Source organism: Dorea sp. BIOML-A1 (assembly GCF_009875615.1).
GTDB lineage: Bacteria > Bacillota > Clostridia > Lachnospirales > Lachnospiraceae > Dorea_A > Dorea_A amylophila.
The window spans coordinates 1-15,525 of record NZ_WWSA01000033.1 but is presented as its reverse complement, the minus strand read 5'-3'; the positions used below and the strand labels follow the sequence as shown (position 1 = coordinate 15,525).

The following is a 15,525-nucleotide window of genomic DNA, read 5'->3' as shown; positions in this document are numbered from 1 at the left end:
ATGGTAGAAGAAACCATTAAGGCCATCAAGGAAACGGAGAATGAAGCGGATGAGATCATAAGAAAAGCAGATGCAACGTGTACCGAGATCCTTGAAAAAGCTGCTAAAGAAGCAAAAGAGATAAAAGAACAGACTGTAGCAAATGCAAAGAAACAGGCAGAAACAGAACTTTTGCAGGTGAAAGAAGAAGGCGAAACCTTAAAGAAAAAGGCTTGCGAGAAGACGGAACAGGAGACAGAAGCGTTAAAAGCACTGGCTCGGGGAAAAGAAGAGGAGGCGGTATCCGCAGTCATGAAAGCGTTGCTTTGATGATACGGGAAGAGAAAAAGCCTGAAAAAGAAGAAAAGGAGGGATGCAGTTATGGCAGTATTGCAGATGCAGCGAATCAGTATCTGCGCATTAAAGCATGACCGGAAAGCGATTCTGGAAAAACTGCAGTCCATGGGCATGATAGAGATGCATCAGGTCGCACAGGACGAAGCCGGATTCGAGAAGATGGATACGCAGAGTGCGAAATCAAGCTTTGAGAAACGGGTGCAGATCACGGAAAATGCACTGGATGTGTTGAATCAGTATACTCCGGAGAAAAAGTCGATGTTCGCCAGTCTGGAAGGCAATAAGCTGATCGATAAGAAGACGATGGAAGCAGCAGCGGTGAAACAGGAGGAGGTCATGGAAGTGGCGGAACTTCTGATTGCTGATCATAAGAGAATTGCGGAAGCACAGGCCGAGATCGTGAAGCGGAATACCCAGATAGAGGCACTTGCGCCGTGGATGAGTCTGGAAGTGGAGATGAATTATCCGGGCACGAAAAAGACGGCAATGCTTCTTGGAACCATGGCGGCGGAGACGACACTGGAAATGATCTACGGAAAGCTTGCCGAAGAGCATCCAGAGATTGAAGCTGTAGATATATCGGTTATAAGCCGGGATAAAGATGCCGTGTACGTAAGCGTATTCTGTATGAAGGAGCAGGCGGCAGACGTGGAGAACACACTCCGTACGGCTGGATTCTCAAGACCGGTCGTATCGGCAGAACGGATTCCGGCAAAGCAGAAAGCAGAACTGGAAGAGCAGATCAGACAGATTGAAGAAGATATCGCAAATATCCGGGAAGAGATCATATCCCACGCAGAAGACCGGGAGGAACTGAAGGTCATCGGCGATTATTATCGGATGCGTGCAGAAAAGTACGAAGTACTGGGAACACTTCCGCAGTCCAGACGTACATTTATTATCAGTGGTTACGCAGCGAAAGAAGCGGTACCGGCGATCCGGAAAGGAATCGGGGAAGCATATGACTGTGTAATCGATGTAGAAGAGTTAAAAGAAGATGAAGAACCACCGGTGATCCTTAAAAATAACGGATTTTCGGAAAGCGTGGAAGGAGTTCTGGAGTCTTACGGACTTCCGCATAAAGGAGAGATCGATCCGACTGCGATCATGTCATTCTTTTATGTATTTTTCTTTGGAATGATGTTATCAGATGCAGCATATGGTGCGATCATCGCAATCGTGTGTCTGGTCATTCTTAAGAAATTCCCGCGCATGAGTGCAGGTATGAGAAAATCCATGAAAATGTTCATGTATTGTGGAATTTCTACTATGGTATGGGGAATTTTGTTCGGTGGATATTTTGGAGATGTCGTAGATGTTGTATCGAGCACATTCTTTGGAAAAGAGCTGACGATCAAACCGCTCTGGTTTGCACCGTTAAATGATCCGATGAGACTTCTGATCTATTCGATGGCATTCGGACTGGTTCATCTGTTCGTGGGTCTTGGAATCAAAGGATATATGTTGTTAAAAGACGGAAAGGTACTGGATTTCTTCTGTGATATCGTACTGTGGTACATTTTCCTGATCGGACTGATCCTGATGCTGCTTCCGTCAGAGATATTTGCTTCGATCGCACAGACGAAGATCGTGTTCCCTGCAGCACTGGTTACATTGTCGAAAGCAATGGCGATCATCGGAGCACTCGGACTATTACTGATGTCCGGAAGATCAAGCAAGAATCCGGCACTCAGGCTTGCACTTGGAGCATATGATATCTACAACATTACCGGATGGTTAAGTGATGTATTATCATACTCCAGACTTCTGGCACTGGGACTTGCGACAGGCGTTATCGCATCCGTTGTCAACCAGATGGGAAGTATGCTTGGTAAGAGTGTATTCGGGGTCATCTTATTTATCGTAGTATTTATAGTCGGACATGCAATGAACCTGGCAATCAACCTGCTTGGTGCATATGTCCACACCAACCGACTTCAATTTGTGGAATTCTTTGGAAAATTCTACGAAGGCGGTGGAAAACCTTTCGAACCGTTTCATGCGGAGACAAAATATGTAGATATTAAGGAGGAAAAATAGATATGAGTATTTGGAATGATATGGGAATGGTATATGCACTTCTTGGTGCGGCAGTGGCAGTATTCCTGGCAGGTGCAGGATCTGCGATCGGAGTAGGTATTGCAGGACAGGCAGCGTCCGGAGTTGTAACAGAAGACCCAAGCAAATTCGCAAAAGTATTGATCATGCAGCTGCTTCCTGGTACACAGGGAATCTACGGATTGCTGGTTGGATTTATTACATTATCTAAGATCGGACTTCTTGGCGGCGGCGCAGCAGATCTGGATCCGAAGACCGGACTTCTGATTCTTGCAGCTTGCCTTCCAATCGGAATTGTAGGTCTGATTTCAGGAAAAGCACAGGGACAGACAGCAGCGGCAGCAATCGGAATCGTAGCAAAGAAGCCGGATCAGTTCGGTAAAGCAATGCTGTTCCCTGCAATGGTTGAGACATATGCCATCCTTGCACTTCTGATTTCTATCCTTTCCGTAACAGCAATTCAGGTATAGAAGGAGTGTGAAGGAAAATGGCTGGATTAGAGAAGATCAAAAGTCAGATCCTTGACGAGGCAAAAGAGTCGGCAAATGTAAAGATCGAAGATGCGAAAGCGCAGGCAGAACAGATGAAGACTCAGGCGCAGGCAGAAGGAGCCGCACAGGCAGAACAGATCCTGAAGAAGTCTGAAGCGGAAGTTGCCGCACAGAAAGAGCGTGTGAAGTCGGCCATCGATCTTCAGAGAAGAACGAGACTTCTGGAAGCAAAGCAGGAGATGATCGCAGAGATCATCGAGAAGGCGTATGAAAAGGTTATAAGTCTTGCGCCGGATGAGTATTACCAGATGCTCCTGTCTATTCTGGAAGCATACGTACTTCCGCAGGAGGGAGAAATCTATTTCTCTGTAAAAGATCTGGAAAATATGCCGGTAGGATTTGGCAAAGAAATTGAAGAAATAGCTCTGGCAAAGGGAGGAAAACTTACTGTAGCCGGAGCGGGCAGAGATAATATTGACAATGGATTCATTCTTGCGTACGGTGGAATTGAAGAGAACTGTACGATCAGGGCAATGTTCGATGCGAAGCGGGATGAACTTGCGGACATCGTTCACCGGATGCTCTTTGTATGATATGGAGGGACAACATGAGTGAACAATATACCTATGCGGTCGCAAGAATCCGTGCCCTGGAAGTATCCCTGTTCTCTGACAGTACCATCGACCAGCTGATCGCGTGCCAGAGTTATGATCAGGCATTGCAGTTCTTAGAAGAGAAGGGATGGGGAGATACCGAAAGCAGCGGGGATGCGGAAAAAATCCTGACGAGAGAAGAAGAAAAGACATGGGAAGTAGTCAAAGACCTGTCGATCGGAATGGAACATTTCGATGTGCTTTCTTATCCGAAGCTTTTTCATAATTTAAAGGCAGCGGTCAAGGAAGTATGCACCGGAGATAAGAACCGGCATATCTATTATGAAGATGTTCGGATTCCCGGGGAAGAGATGCGAAAGATCGTAGAAGACAGAGATTTCGGAAAGCTTCCGGACAGTATGCGGATCGCAGGAGAAGAAGCATACGAGACACTTCTTCATACCGGAGACGGGCAGCTCTGTGATGTGATCATAGACCGGGCGGCACTGGATGCCATCTATCAGGCCGGGAAAGAGTCACCGGATAAGATCATACAGGATTATGCAGAATCCACAGTGGCAGTGGCGGATATCAAGATTGCCGTCCGGTCACAGAAGACCGCAAAATCAACGGAATTTATGAAACGGGCAATGGCAGAATGTGATTCTTTAAGTGTGAGCCAGTTATCGAAAGCAGCACTTAGCGGTATGGACGCCATCTGCGAATACTTAAGAGGAACGGCTTATGCAGAAGGTGCGGAAGCACTGGCAGAGTCGCCGTCAGCATTCGAAAGATGGTGTGACAATCGGATCATCCAGACCATCAGTCCGGAGAAATATCATGCATTTACGATAGGACCGGTAATCGCCTATGTAATTGCAAGACAGAATGAGATTAAAACGGTACGAATCATTTTATCCGGAAAGCAGAATGAACTGCCGGATGATTCGATCCGGGAAAGGGTAAGGAAAATGTATGTATAAGATTGCAGTATTAGGCGATTACGACAGCATCTTCGGATTCGCAGCACTGGGCCTTGATACATTTGCCGTCCAGACCCGTGAGGAAGCCGCAGAGAAATTACACCAGCTGGCACAGGGAGGATATGGGATCATCTATATCACAGAGAAGCTTGCCGCTGAGTTAACGCATGAGATAGAAAAATATCAGGAACAGGTCACACCGGCAATCATTCAGATCCCGGGTATCGCAGGAAATACAGGTGCCGGAGTTGCAGGTGTGAAGAAATCGGTAGAGCAGGCTGTCGGTTCCGATATTATATTTGGCAGCTAAAGGAGGTTGATTCGTCCGTATGAGTACAGGAACGATTAAAAAAGTAGCAGGACCGCTGGTCATTGCAGAAGGAATGCGTGACGCCAACATGTTTGACGTGGTACGTGTAAGCCGCCAGCGTCTGATCGGAGAGATTATAGAGATTCACGGAGATGAGGCATCCATCCAGGTATACGAGGAGACATCGGGACTTGGACCTGGAGAGCCGGTAGAGTCCATGGATGTACCAATGTCAGTAGAACTTGGACCTGGACTGATCACAAGTATATACGATGGAATCCAGAGACCGCTGGATGACATTATGAAAATCTCCGGAAATAACTTAAAACGAGGCGTAGAAGTTGCTTCGTTAAAACGTGATAAGAAATGGGAATTCGTCCCGGTTGCGAAAGCCGGCGATGAGGTAGAAGCCGGTGACGTGCTCGGAACTGTGCAGGAAACTATCGTTGTACAGCAGAAGATCATGGTTCCTTACGGAGTAAAGGGAACTGTAAAAGAGATCAAAGCCGGAACATTTACCGTTGAAGAAGTAGTAGCAGTGATCGCTACCGAGAAAGGTGACAAAGAACTTACCATGATGCAGAGATGGCCGGTACGAAAAGGCCGTCCGTATCAGAAGAAACTGCCGCCTGTAAAACCACTGGTAACCGGACAGCGTGTCATCGATACATTCTTCCCGATCGCCAAAGGTGGTGTGGCAGCCGTTCCGGGACCTTTCGGAAGCGGCAAGACAGTTATCCAACACCAGTTGGCTAAGTGGGCAGAGGCTGATATCGTGGTCTATATCGGATGTGGAGAACGTGGTAATGAGATGACCGACGTTCTGAATGAATTCCCGGAACTGAAAGACCCGAAGACCGGACAGTCACTGATGGAAAGAACTGTGCTGATCGCAAATACATCAGACATGCCGGTTGCAGCCCGTGAGGCTTCCATCTATACCGGAATCACGATCGCAGAATATTTCCGTGACATGGGATATTCTGTAGCGTTGATGGCAGATTCTACATCCCGTTGGGCAGAGGCACTTCGAGAGATGTCCGGACGTCTGGAAGAGATGCCTGGTGAGGAAGGTTACCCGGCATACTTAGGTTCCCGTCTGGCGCAGTTCTATGAAAGAGCCGGACATGTGGTATCCCTTGGTAAAGAAGGAAGAGAAGGTGCACTTTCCGTTATCGGAGCGGTATCTCCTCCGGGTGGTGATATCTCCGAACCGGTATCACAGGCAACCCTTCGTATTGTAAAGGTATTCTGGGGACTGGATTCTGCACTTGCGTATAAGAGACATTTCCCGGCAATCAACTGGCTGACCAGTTATTCGCTGTATGTTGACAATATGGCGAACTGGTTCAATGAAGAAGTGGCAGCAGACTGGATGGAAGACCGTCAGAAGATGATGACAATCCTTCAGGAAGAAGCCGAGTTAAATGAGATCGTACAGATGGTAGGTATGGATGCCCTGTCACCGACCGATCGTCTGAAGATGGAAGCGGCAAGATCCATCCGTGAGGACTTCTTACATCAGAACTCCTTCCATGAGATCGACACTTACACGCCACTGCGTAAGCAATATCTGATGATGAAACTGGTACTGGCATTCTATGAGAAATCCGTCGATGCACTGAACAAGGGTGCAGACATGAACGCGCTGATCGCCATGCCGGTAAGAGAAAAGATCGGCCGTTATAAATATACAACAGACGCCGATATCGAAAGTGAATATAAGAATGTAGAAGAAGAACTGGACAAGGAAGTTGCGGCTGCATTCGGGAAGGAGGACTTCTAAATTATGCCAAAAGAATATAGAACCATACAGGAAGTTGCCGGACCTCTGATGCTGGTACGCGGCGTTGAAAATGTAGCCTATGACGAATTGGGTGAGATTGAGCTTGCAAGCGGTGAGAAGCGCCGCTGTAAGGTTCTGGAGATCAATGGAAATGATGCACTGGTGCAGTTATTCGAAAGTGCCACGGGTATCAACTTAAGTAACAGTAAAGTACGTTTTCTGGGCCGAAGCATGGAGCTTGGTGTATCGGAAGATATGCTTGGACGTGTCTTCGACGGGCTGGGCCGCCCGATCGACGGAGGACCGGAGATCCTGCCGGATGAAAGACGTGACATCAACGGACTGCCTATGAACCCGGCGGCAAGAAGCTATCCGGAAGAGTTTATCCAGACAGGTGTATCGGCTATTGACGGACTGAACACATTGGTTCGTGGGCAGAAACTGCCAATCTTCTCGGCATCCGGACTTCCACATGCCAACCTGGCAGCACAGATTGCAAAGCAGGCAAAGGTACGCGGAAGCAATGAGAAATTCGCCGTAGTATTTGCCGCTATGGGTATCACATTCGAAGAGTCGAACTTCTTCGTAGAATCTTTCAAAGAGACAGGAGCCATCGACAGAACGGTATTGTTCGTCAACCTGGCAAATGACCCGGCAATCGAGCGTATTTCCACACCTCGTATGGCACTGACAGCAGCCGAGTATCTTGCATTCGAAAAAGACATGCATGTACTGGTAATTATGACAGATATTACCAACTATGCAGATGCGCTCCGAGAAGTATCTGCCGCACGTAAGGAAGTACCGGGACGTCGTGGATATCCTGGATATATGTACACCGACCTTGCAACGTTATATGAAAGAGCCGGAAGACAGAATGGCAAGAAGGGAAGTATCACACTGATTCCGATCCTGACCATGCCGGAAGATGACAAGACGCATCCAATCCCGGACCTTACCGGCTACATCACCGAAGGCCAGATCATCTTAAGCCGTGATTTGTACCGTAAAGGTATCAAACCGCCGATCGATGTATTGCCATCCCTGTCCCGTCTGAAAGATAAGGGAATCGGAGAAGGTAAGACAAGAGCCGATCATGCAAATACCATGAACCAGTTATTTGCGGCATATGCGCGAGGAAAAGATGCGAAAGAATTAATGACTATTTTAGGAGAGGCAGCTCTTACCGATATTGACCTGGTATATGCGAAATTCGCAGATGCATTTGAAAAAGAATATGTATCACAGGGATACGATACCGACAGACCGATCGAAGAGACACTGGAGATCGGATGGAAGCTGCTGTCTATGCTGCCTAGAGCAGAGCTTAAGCGAATTGATGATAAGTTCTTAGATATGTATTATGGTAAGCAGTAAGCCATGCGCAGATTCGAGCCGGCATGGCGTCCAATATATAAAGTATAGAAAGGAGTGATACTATGGCGTCAACCCAGGTAACCCCTACCCGTATGGAACTGACCAGGACCAAGAAGAAACTGGTCACAGCCATAAAAGGTCACAAACTTCTGAAAGATAAACGAGACGAACTGATGCGTCAGTTCCTGGATCTGGTAAAAGTGAACATGGAGCTTCGGGAAAAGGTAGAAGCAGGTATCCGTTCGGCCAATAAGAACTTCGTCATAGCCAAAGCCGGAATGGACGAAGCAACCCTGAACACGGCACTGATGGCGCCGAAGCAGGAGGTGGATCTGGAAGTCGGACAGAAGAATGTTATGAGTGTAGACATTCCTGTATTCGAGACAAAGACAAGAACCGCCGATGCGAATGATATTTATTCGTATGGATTTGCATTTACATCCAGTGATCTGGACGGAGCTGTAAAATCTCTTGCAGATATCCTTCCGGATATGTTAAAGCTTGCAGAGACAGAAAAAGCCTGCCAGCTTATGGCGGCTGAAATCGAGAAGACCCGAAGACGTGTCAACGCCCTGGAACATGTGATCATTCCGGAAGCGCAGAAGAATATCAAGTATATTACCATGAAGCTGGATGAAAATGAACGAAGCACCCAGATCCGTCTGATGAAGGTGAAAGATATGATGCTGGAGGAAGCGCATCATTACAAAGAAAAGGAATAGGAATACTGAGAAATTCTCAGATAAAAAATCCGCAGATATAAGTTGAAAAGCTTAAATCTGTGGATTTTTTTATGTCAGAATAAGCCGGAAAAATAGTTAGAAACCCATTCTTATTGTACGCAAATTCATTGACAAACCACTACTGTGTGATACAATATAGTTAAGAACTACTATAGTATACAAGGTAGGTGGAAACATGTATGATAAATCACAATTAATGAAGGGGACTTTAGAAGGATGTATCTTGCAGATTTTATCCGAGACGGTTACATACGGATATGAGATTGTAACGACATTGACAGAGTTCGGATTTGAAGATGTAAAAGAGGGAAGTATTTATCCATTACTCGTACGATTGGAAAAGAAAGGGATGATTTCTTCAGAACTACGACCATCGCCGCTTGGACCAAAAAGAAAGTATTATTCATTAACGGCTGAAGGAGAGGCATATTTGCAGGAGTTTATTAAATGCTGGACGGAAGTACAATCATCAGTAAATAGAATTTTGAAAAAGGAGGAGTAGATTATGTTGACGAAGAAAAATAAAAGAATGGTCAGGAAGATGAAAAAATACATCAAGACATTCCCACTTACAGAAAAAGAAATTGACCAAATGATTGAAGATATCACTGGAATGGCGGAAGAAGCACAGGAGCGTAATGAAAATTTTGAAACAGTACTGGGAAAGTCGGTTCATGAATTTTGTGATGATCTGATTTATTCTGTAGGAGGAATCAAAGCACCGGGAGGACGGAAATTAATTAGAGGAACTTCGATATATTTTCAATTGTTGGGACTTTGGGGAATTGTAGGTTGTTTGATTAATGTTTGTTTTTTGGCTGGAGAACGTGTACACACATTATGGATGCTTGCAATTTCAATAGGCATCTGGTATCTGGGACATTATGGGGAAGCAAACTGTAATAATACAGAAAAAACAAAACAGTTAACAGCAGGAATTGTTATCTATATGGGTGTTGATTTGTTAATTTATTGCAATGAAATTATTATTGCAATAGATAATGGAAAAGCTTTTTTGAAAACATCAGATTTCCCAATTTTAATTATTGGAATTATTGTTAATTTTGGTCCAGCAATTCTGTATCTGGTTGGGGCAAGAAGGAACAGGCCGGCAGGAGAACAAATAGAAGTTGAAAGTAGATGACAAGAGATGGGGAAACATTTTTCTTTAAAGGAATAGTATATGAAAGTATTATTGAAAATATTAAAAAAGAATGTGCGTAATAGTATTGTATGTTTTATGAGTACTATTTTAGCTGCAATTATATTATTCATGTTTCTTGGAGTTAAAGAATTGGTTCTTGGAACGATGAGTATGGAAGAAAGAGTTCGGTCGCAACAAGGAGTTGCGATTCAAACGTACATGTATATATTGCTGTTTATTGGCCTGATTTTGATCAGCTATACAGTAAGCAATTATAGCCGGATAAGAATCAAAGATTATGGAATGTTTATGGTATTCGGAGAAGAAAAGAAAGATATTATCCGGATGATAATTCTGGAATATGGGATTATATGTGGTATTTCGTGGCTGATTGGGTGTGTACTGGGAACGCCTTTTGTAATTCTTCTTCAGTCTATATTCAGAAAAGAAGGGATTCAAACAGTTCAAGATCCATGCTGGTTTCTAAAGAATATTGGAAGTACATGTTTTTATATGTGTGTTATTTTGTGCATTGCAGTAATCATGAATATAATAAAAATTCAAAACAATTCACTGGCTTCGCTTTTGAATACGGAACAGAAAAGGGGGACGGTTCCGTCTGTTAAAGCAAGCGTGATAGGTGCGGTTGCAGGGCTGATCTGTTTTGTGTTTGCAATTATTCTTTTTTCGAAGGTTCCTATGACATATCCACGTATGAAATATGGAGTTCTTTTTTCGCTGACCGGATTATATCTTTGGTTTACTTATTTGGAAAATGTTATATTGCGATGGGTGAAAAAGAAAGAAAAATGGTATGACAGACATATTCTTACGCTAAAAACGTTGTATCACAGATTTTCAGAAAATAAAAATATAATTTTAATTGTTTTTATTATTAATGTATTTGTATGGGTGATTGTAAATATCAATATTATAGAATACGGTAATCTTTCTTCCGAGTATTTATGGAAATATCCATATAATTATGTATGTATGACAGAAGAAAAATATACAGACAAAATTCATAAGGTTATAAAAGAACCAGATGAAAAAATAGATGAATATGCGTATATTCCGCTCATAAGCAATGATGGAGGGGAATATGTAGGTATTTCGGAGGATTCCTATAACAAACTTACAAAGAATAAGAAAGAGCATATCAAACAGGGAGAGGTAAAGGCAGTTCTGGAAAAATCAAAACAAGACGATGAAAACATGTTTCAGGATAAACATGTTTATTTAAAAACAGCAACAGGAATGTGTAAATTTGCGATAAAAAAAGAAGTGAAAGAAGTTTTATTTGTTGCTCAACAGTCGGATATTATACGAATTCTGGTTATGAATAATAGTGATTTTGATATGCTTAGATCTTTGCAGAAAAAGAATACGGTTATTATGACGCAGCAAACAGAAAAAGAGACGGCGATTGATGAGGGCAAATTAAAAGTATGTGAAAAGAAATACGAGATAATTGGTTTTTATAAAGGCTCATTGATGAAAGAAGACAGACAGGATGACCTGACAACTCTTATCTTTTACATTTGTATTGGTGCATTTTTGATTATTAGTGGAATAATGATTTTATCTATAAAAATATGGTCAGACATTTCTAATGTAAGTATGAAATATGGATTCTTGAAAAAAATAGGCATGGAGACCAAAGAAATAAAGAAAAATGTGAAAAAGGAACTTTCGCTTTCTTTATGGATCACATTTATACTTTCGATTGTAATAAGTGGTGGTGCTTTGAGTTATATTACATGGAACGTTGATTGGCTCTTGAAGAAACAGGTGTTGATAACATTTTTTGCACTGTTATTATTCCAGGCCGGGTACATTATCTTATTGAGAGAGTATGGATGGAGACTTGCTAATCAGCAAATTCAGAGTGAAAGAAGGGAAAAGATATGGAAGTGATCAGCGGAGAGAAAATTGTGAAAAGTTACGGTAAGTTTAAAGTGTTAAAGGGTATTAATTTGAATGTACAGGATGGCGAATTTGTAGGAATTATGGGAAAATCAGGAAGTGGAAAGACGACACTTTTGAAAATTCTGGGACTCATTGAATCTGTAACAGATGGGGCACTTTTATACAAGAAAGATGAAATATCAAAACTGTCAGATAAAGAACTTGCGAGAATACGAAGAGAAGAATTAGGCTTCGTATTTCAGGAATTTTATTTGATGGACAGCCTGGATGTTTTTGAAAACATTATGTTGCCTTTCTATATCAGCAAAAGAGTAGATGATTCCAAAAAGGAACGAGCGAGAGTGTTAATGGATAAATTCGGAATTAGGACTTTGGAAAAAAAGATGCCGGCCGAACTGTCAGGAGGTGAAAGGCAGAGAGTTGCAATTTGCAGAGCATTAATAAATGATCCAGAGATTATTTTCGCAGATGAGCCTACAGGAAACCTTGATTCAAAGTCTGGAAAAATCGTGATTGATGCATTGAAGGATATTAATGAACATATGGGAAAGACAATCATTATGGTTACACATGACCCACAGATGGCAAGCTATTGCAGCCGGTTGATTCTGCTGAAAGATGGTGTGATATTGGAAGACTTGGAGAATAATAGAAATCAAGAATCTTTTTATCAAGAGATTATTGGAAAGATGAAAGAGTTGTAGAAGGTTCACAAAAATTAAGCATTTCTAAACCACGTATTGAAAATAAAAATCAGGCATGTTATTGTATCGATACGCAGATGAATTCTAATATCTGCACTGTATTTATAGTTACCATTCATTTATTTCAGACCCAGATAATCGGGAAAGAATCCAAAATGAACAATACAACAAACAGATAATGCATGCCTGATAAAAGAAGTTGACTGTATATACTGGTATATATATAAACTCTGTGTTATCATATCCATAAAGATAAACAGCTCTTCTTTACAGGGAACATACCTGTATAAGAGAGGAGAGCTACTTATGGACCAAAGAAGATCATTAAAAGAATTAAACTTGCTGGACAAATCATTGACAGTAAACCATTACCACCGGGAGCCGCTGATTTCAACTTGTTGAATGAAGTCCTGGTTGTGATGATTACGCCATTTGATTTGTTTGGATATGGCTTATATCGTTACACATTTCAGATGAAATGTGAGGAGATCCCGGAATTGAAACTGGATGATGGAGCAACGAGGATATTTTTAAATACCAGAGGGGAACATCCAGAGTTGGTACCATCAGAGCTGATAGAACTTTTGAAGTATATGCAACATAGTACAGATGAAGTGTCAGGGGCATGCGAAAGTAGACGGATTCAAGAAATGCATAGACGTGTTTGTCAGATCAGAGCAAGTGAGAAGACAGAGGTGAAGTATATGCAGACGTGGGAAGAAAAGATACAGAACGAAAAAGCTGCTGAAGGATAATGGTGAAAGGCTGCTGCTGTAGAAGTACAGGGCAGCTTTTTGCTTGTATCAAGATAAGAAATATTAAGAAAGTTGTTATAGAATCGCCCAAAAGAATAGAGTATAATCAAAATTAAGAAATTACGAAAAGAGGATCGGCCTATGAAATTAATGACAGAATCTATCTATATCGGACATGACATGAAGCGGTTCAACGAGATCCGGGATGCGCTGGATCTAGCGAAGATTCCATACAAACATAAAGTAAGAAATCAGGACTCAGAGTGGCTTTTTCAGGGAAAAGGAACGAAGAGATCCCAATTTGGAAGTATCGGAGTAGATCAGAATAAGGCATATGAATATGAAATTCTGGTGAGAAAGGAAGATAAAGCAAGAGCAGAACATGAGATTATATAATGCAATCATGAAGCATTTTACTCAGAAGATTCTTGGAAAGATGAAAGAGTTGTAGAAGTTTTATAAAAATTGAGCATTTCTAAATTACATATTGAAAATAAAATAAGGAATGTTATTCTAATTTAAAAACAGGAGCTATATTCAAAAATATACTCTGTTTTAGGAGGTGCCGCATGTTAAAGAATAATAAAATCAAAATATTATGTTTGCTCATAATTGGAATCGTATTTTTGTATATATATGGACCAATTGCCTTCATGAAAGATGGATTAGTAACGAGGCAGAGTGTAAATTCTTTTGATGAATTATACGAGTTAGGACCAGCACGCCGGCATAAATGTGAAAATGGTACACGTATTTATATTGTATATTTTGGATGGTCTGCTCCAAAAGTTAAAAAAGAAATAGTATATCAAAAGAATGAAGAAACACAAAAGCAAATAGTGGATGTTGATACGCAAAAAATTATTCCGGGATTATATTATGTTTCATGGGATACAAAAAGTTCTGTATACAGAATTGAAACAAGAAAAAAATATTATTTTGTAATACCTTATTGCTAAGGTGATTAACATTATCAAAAAAGGAAATAGTAAAAAATACATTGATTAATATTTATTGATATGTTAATATGTACCAAAGCATATTTCAAAAAAATCAACGGTATATAAAAACGGACATATACCATCTATAATCTAATTTTATTTCAGAAATCTATGCTTTCATACCAATCAATTGTAAAAAAGCAGGAGATGGCTGAAAGAGTAAAAAGACATCCTCCTGCATACAGGAGGAAACAGAATATGGCGAAAAGAAAGAGTCAGAAAAGACGTAATCAAAAGTATCAGGTGAATAACCGGCAGTTAAAGGCAAAAAGGATGTACAAGGATACAATTTTTAGAATGTTGTACCATGACAAAGAGAATTTGTTATCATTGTACAATGCGGTGAATGGAAGAGAGTACACAGATCCGGAAAAGTTGCAGGTTGTTACATTGGAAAATGCGATTTATATGGGAATGAAAAATGATCTGGCGTTTATCATGGATATGAATTTATATTTATATGAACATCAGTCAACGTATAATCCGAATATTCCACTTAGAAATTTGTTTTATATTGCGGATGAGTATCAACGATTAGTGGTTCGGAAATCATTATATTCAACTGTGATACAAAAGATACCAACGCCAAGATTTTTAGTATTTTATAATGGAACAAAAGAAGTAGAAGATCGTAGTGAGTTCCGATTATCTTCTGCATACGAGAATCCAACAGAAAATCCAGATCTGGAGTTAAGAGTGACTATGCTGAATGTGAATGATGGCCACAGTTCAGATTTGATGGAACATTGTAGAACATTAAAGGAATATGCACAGTATGTCGCCAGAGTAAGAAAATATGCGGCGAAACAGGATGTCTCTTTAGAAGAAGCAGTTACGAGAGCAGTTGACGAATGCATAGAAGAAGGAATCCTGGCAGAGTTTTTATTGAAGAATAAGACTGAGGTGATCAAAGTGAGCATCTATGAATATGACAAAGAGTTTGAAGAAAAGAAACTGCGGAAAGCAGAGTATGAGGCTGGAAGACAGGATGGAATCGAGATTGGAAGACAGGATGGAATCGAGATTGGAAGACAGGACGGAATCGAGATTGGAAGACAGGATGGAATCGAAATTGGAAAGCGGATACTCTTAGAAAAAATAATAAAGAAGAAATTGAAAAAAGGAAAATCAACAGAACAGATAGCAGATGAATTAGAAGAAGATATAAACATAATTCAAAAAGTGGTTGAGAAATTAAAAAGCCAAATATAGAATTTGTCAAAGAGACTGTAATTAATTGGACCTGTTGACAAACTACTTATATTCGCGATTTCTCACTTGTGAATTTAATCAAATATTCAAAAAATGACTGGTT

The 15,525-nt window shown here is 41.4% G+C and carries 17 protein-coding genes and 1 pseudogene; all 18 read left to right on the top strand.

The annotated features are described in order from the left end of the window. Positions 1-309 carry a hypothetical protein gene (locus GT508_RS11985; protein ID WP_161144326.1) on the top strand — a complete coding sequence of 103 codons (309 nt, stop codon included), beginning with the start codon at positions 1-3 and terminating at the stop codon, positions 307-309. Positions 310-360: 51 nt separating this feature from the next. After that, positions 361-2,376: a V-type ATP synthase subunit I gene (locus tag GT508_RS11980; RefSeq protein WP_161144325.1), complete on the top strand. Its 2,016-nt coding sequence runs from the start codon at positions 361-363 to the stop codon at positions 2,374-2,376. A gap of 2 nt (positions 2,377-2,378) precedes the next feature. Further along, a complete protein-coding gene (locus GT508_RS11975) occupies positions 2,379-2,864 on the top strand; it encodes a V-type ATP synthase subunit K (RefSeq protein ID WP_006428729.1) in 486 nt (161 codons plus the stop codon). Positions 2,865-2,881: 17 nt separating this feature from the next. After that, positions 2,882-3,478 (top strand): V-type ATP synthase subunit E, encoded by a 597-nt coding sequence (locus tag GT508_RS11970; RefSeq protein ID WP_161144324.1) that lies wholly within the window; start codon positions 2,882-2,884, stop codon positions 3,476-3,478. 14 nt (positions 3,479-3,492) lie between these two features. Next, entirely contained in the window at positions 3,493-4,461 is a 969-nt protein-coding gene (locus GT508_RS11965) for a V0D/AC39 family V-type ATPase subunit (RefSeq protein WP_161144323.1), read from the top strand. Continuing rightward, positions 4,454-4,771, top strand: coding sequence for a V-type ATP synthase subunit F (locus tag GT508_RS11960; protein ID WP_055282197.1), 318 nt, complete (start codon positions 4,454-4,456; stop codon positions 4,769-4,771). The genes GT508_RS11965 and GT508_RS11960 overlap by 8 nt, the downstream gene beginning before the upstream one ends. 19 nt (positions 4,772-4,790) lie before the next feature. Beyond that, positions 4,791-6,557, top strand: a complete 1,767-nt coding sequence (locus GT508_RS11955; protein WP_161144322.1) for a V-type ATP synthase subunit A — start codon at positions 4,791-4,793, stop codon at positions 6,555-6,557. Positions 6,558-6,560: 3 nt separating this feature from the next. Continuing rightward, positions 6,561-7,934, top strand: coding sequence for a V-type ATP synthase subunit B (locus GT508_RS11950; protein WP_161144321.1), 1,374 nt, complete (start codon positions 6,561-6,563; stop codon positions 7,932-7,934). Positions 7,935-7,996: 62 nt separating this feature from the next. Continuing rightward, positions 7,997-8,656, top strand: a complete 660-nt coding sequence (locus GT508_RS11945) for a V-type ATP synthase subunit D (protein WP_022416412.1) — start codon at positions 7,997-7,999, stop codon at positions 8,654-8,656. A 196-nt stretch (positions 8,657-8,852) separates the two neighbouring features. Then, on the top strand, positions 8,853-9,179 hold the full coding sequence (locus GT508_RS11940; RefSeq protein WP_055303231.1) for a PadR family transcriptional regulator: 327 nt from the start codon (positions 8,853-8,855) through the stop codon (positions 9,177-9,179). A 3-nt stretch (positions 9,180-9,182) separates the two neighbouring features. Continuing rightward, a complete protein-coding gene (locus GT508_RS11935) occupies positions 9,183-9,821 on the top strand; it encodes a hypothetical protein (protein WP_161144320.1) in 639 nt (212 codons plus the stop codon). A gap of 39 nt (positions 9,822-9,860) precedes the next feature. Further along, positions 9,861-10,370 (top strand): annotated as a pseudogene (locus tag GT508_RS15150) (FtsX-like permease family protein); the annotation flags it as partial. 243 nt (positions 10,371-10,613) lie between these two features. Beyond that, a complete protein-coding gene (locus GT508_RS11930) occupies positions 10,614-11,738 on the top strand; it encodes a hypothetical protein (protein ID WP_161144319.1) in 1,125 nt (374 codons plus the stop codon). Further along, positions 11,729-12,454 (top strand): ABC transporter ATP-binding protein, encoded by a 726-nt coding sequence (locus GT508_RS11925; RefSeq protein WP_161144318.1) that lies wholly within the window; start codon positions 11,729-11,731, stop codon positions 12,452-12,454. The genes GT508_RS11930 and GT508_RS11925 overlap by 10 nt, the downstream gene beginning before the upstream one ends. A 395-nt stretch (positions 12,455-12,849) precedes the next feature. Next, complete coding sequence (locus GT508_RS11920) at positions 12,850-13,209, top strand: hypothetical protein (protein ID WP_055282184.1); 360 nt, start codon at positions 12,850-12,852, stop codon at positions 13,207-13,209. A 141-nt stretch (positions 13,210-13,350) separates the two neighbouring features. Beyond that, positions 13,351-13,605, top strand: a complete 255-nt coding sequence (locus GT508_RS11915) for a hypothetical protein (RefSeq protein WP_055282181.1) — start codon at positions 13,351-13,353, stop codon at positions 13,603-13,605. Between the two features lie 173 nt (positions 13,606-13,778). Next, on the top strand, positions 13,779-14,168 hold the full coding sequence (locus GT508_RS11910; RefSeq protein WP_055282179.1) for a hypothetical protein: 390 nt from the start codon (positions 13,779-13,781) through the stop codon (positions 14,166-14,168). Positions 14,169-14,408: 240 nt separating this feature from the next. Next, positions 14,409-15,422: a hypothetical protein gene (locus tag GT508_RS11905; RefSeq protein ID WP_055282178.1), complete on the top strand. Its 1,014-nt coding sequence runs from the start codon at positions 14,409-14,411 to the stop codon at positions 15,420-15,422. Positions 15,423-15,525 lie beyond the last annotated feature (103 nt).

Coding starts and splice junctions, on each gene's coding strand:
- GT508_RS11965 (WP_161144323.1), top strand. CDS start 3,493: ATGAGTGAACAATATACCTATGCGGTCGCAAGAATCCGTGCCCTGGAA.
- GT508_RS11955 (WP_161144322.1), top strand. CDS start 4,791: ATGAGTACAGGAACGATTAAAAAAGTAGCAGGACCGCTGGTCATTGCA.
- GT508_RS11910 (WP_055282179.1), top strand. CDS start 13,779: ATGTTAAAGAATAATAAAATCAAAATATTATGTTTGCTCATAATTGGA.
- GT508_RS11970 (WP_161144324.1), top strand. CDS start 2,882: ATGGCTGGATTAGAGAAGATCAAAAGTCAGATCCTTGACGAGGCAAAA.
- GT508_RS11905 (WP_055282178.1), top strand. CDS start 14,409: ATGGCGAAAAGAAAGAGTCAGAAAAGACGTAATCAAAAGTATCAGGTG.
- GT508_RS11980 (WP_161144325.1), top strand. CDS start 361: ATGGCAGTATTGCAGATGCAGCGAATCAGTATCTGCGCATTAAAGCAT.
- GT508_RS11975 (WP_006428729.1), top strand. CDS start 2,379: ATGAGTATTTGGAATGATATGGGAATGGTATATGCACTTCTTGGTGCG.
- GT508_RS11925 (WP_161144318.1), top strand. CDS start 11,729: ATGGAAGTGATCAGCGGAGAGAAAATTGTGAAAAGTTACGGTAAGTTT.
- GT508_RS11935 (WP_161144320.1), top strand. CDS start 9,183: ATGTTGACGAAGAAAAATAAAAGAATGGTCAGGAAGATGAAAAAATAC.
- GT508_RS11985 (WP_161144326.1), top strand. CDS start 1: ATGGTAGAAGAAACCATTAAGGCCATCAAGGAAACGGAGAATGAAGCG.
- GT508_RS11945 (WP_022416412.1), top strand. CDS start 7,997: ATGGCGTCAACCCAGGTAACCCCTACCCGTATGGAACTGACCAGGACC.
- GT508_RS11915 (WP_055282181.1), top strand. CDS start 13,351: ATGAAATTAATGACAGAATCTATCTATATCGGACATGACATGAAGCGG.
- GT508_RS11960 (WP_055282197.1), top strand. CDS start 4,454: ATGTATAAGATTGCAGTATTAGGCGATTACGACAGCATCTTCGGATTC.
- GT508_RS11940 (WP_055303231.1), top strand. CDS start 8,853: ATGTATGATAAATCACAATTAATGAAGGGGACTTTAGAAGGATGTATC.
- GT508_RS11950 (WP_161144321.1), top strand. CDS start 6,561: ATGCCAAAAGAATATAGAACCATACAGGAAGTTGCCGGACCTCTGATG.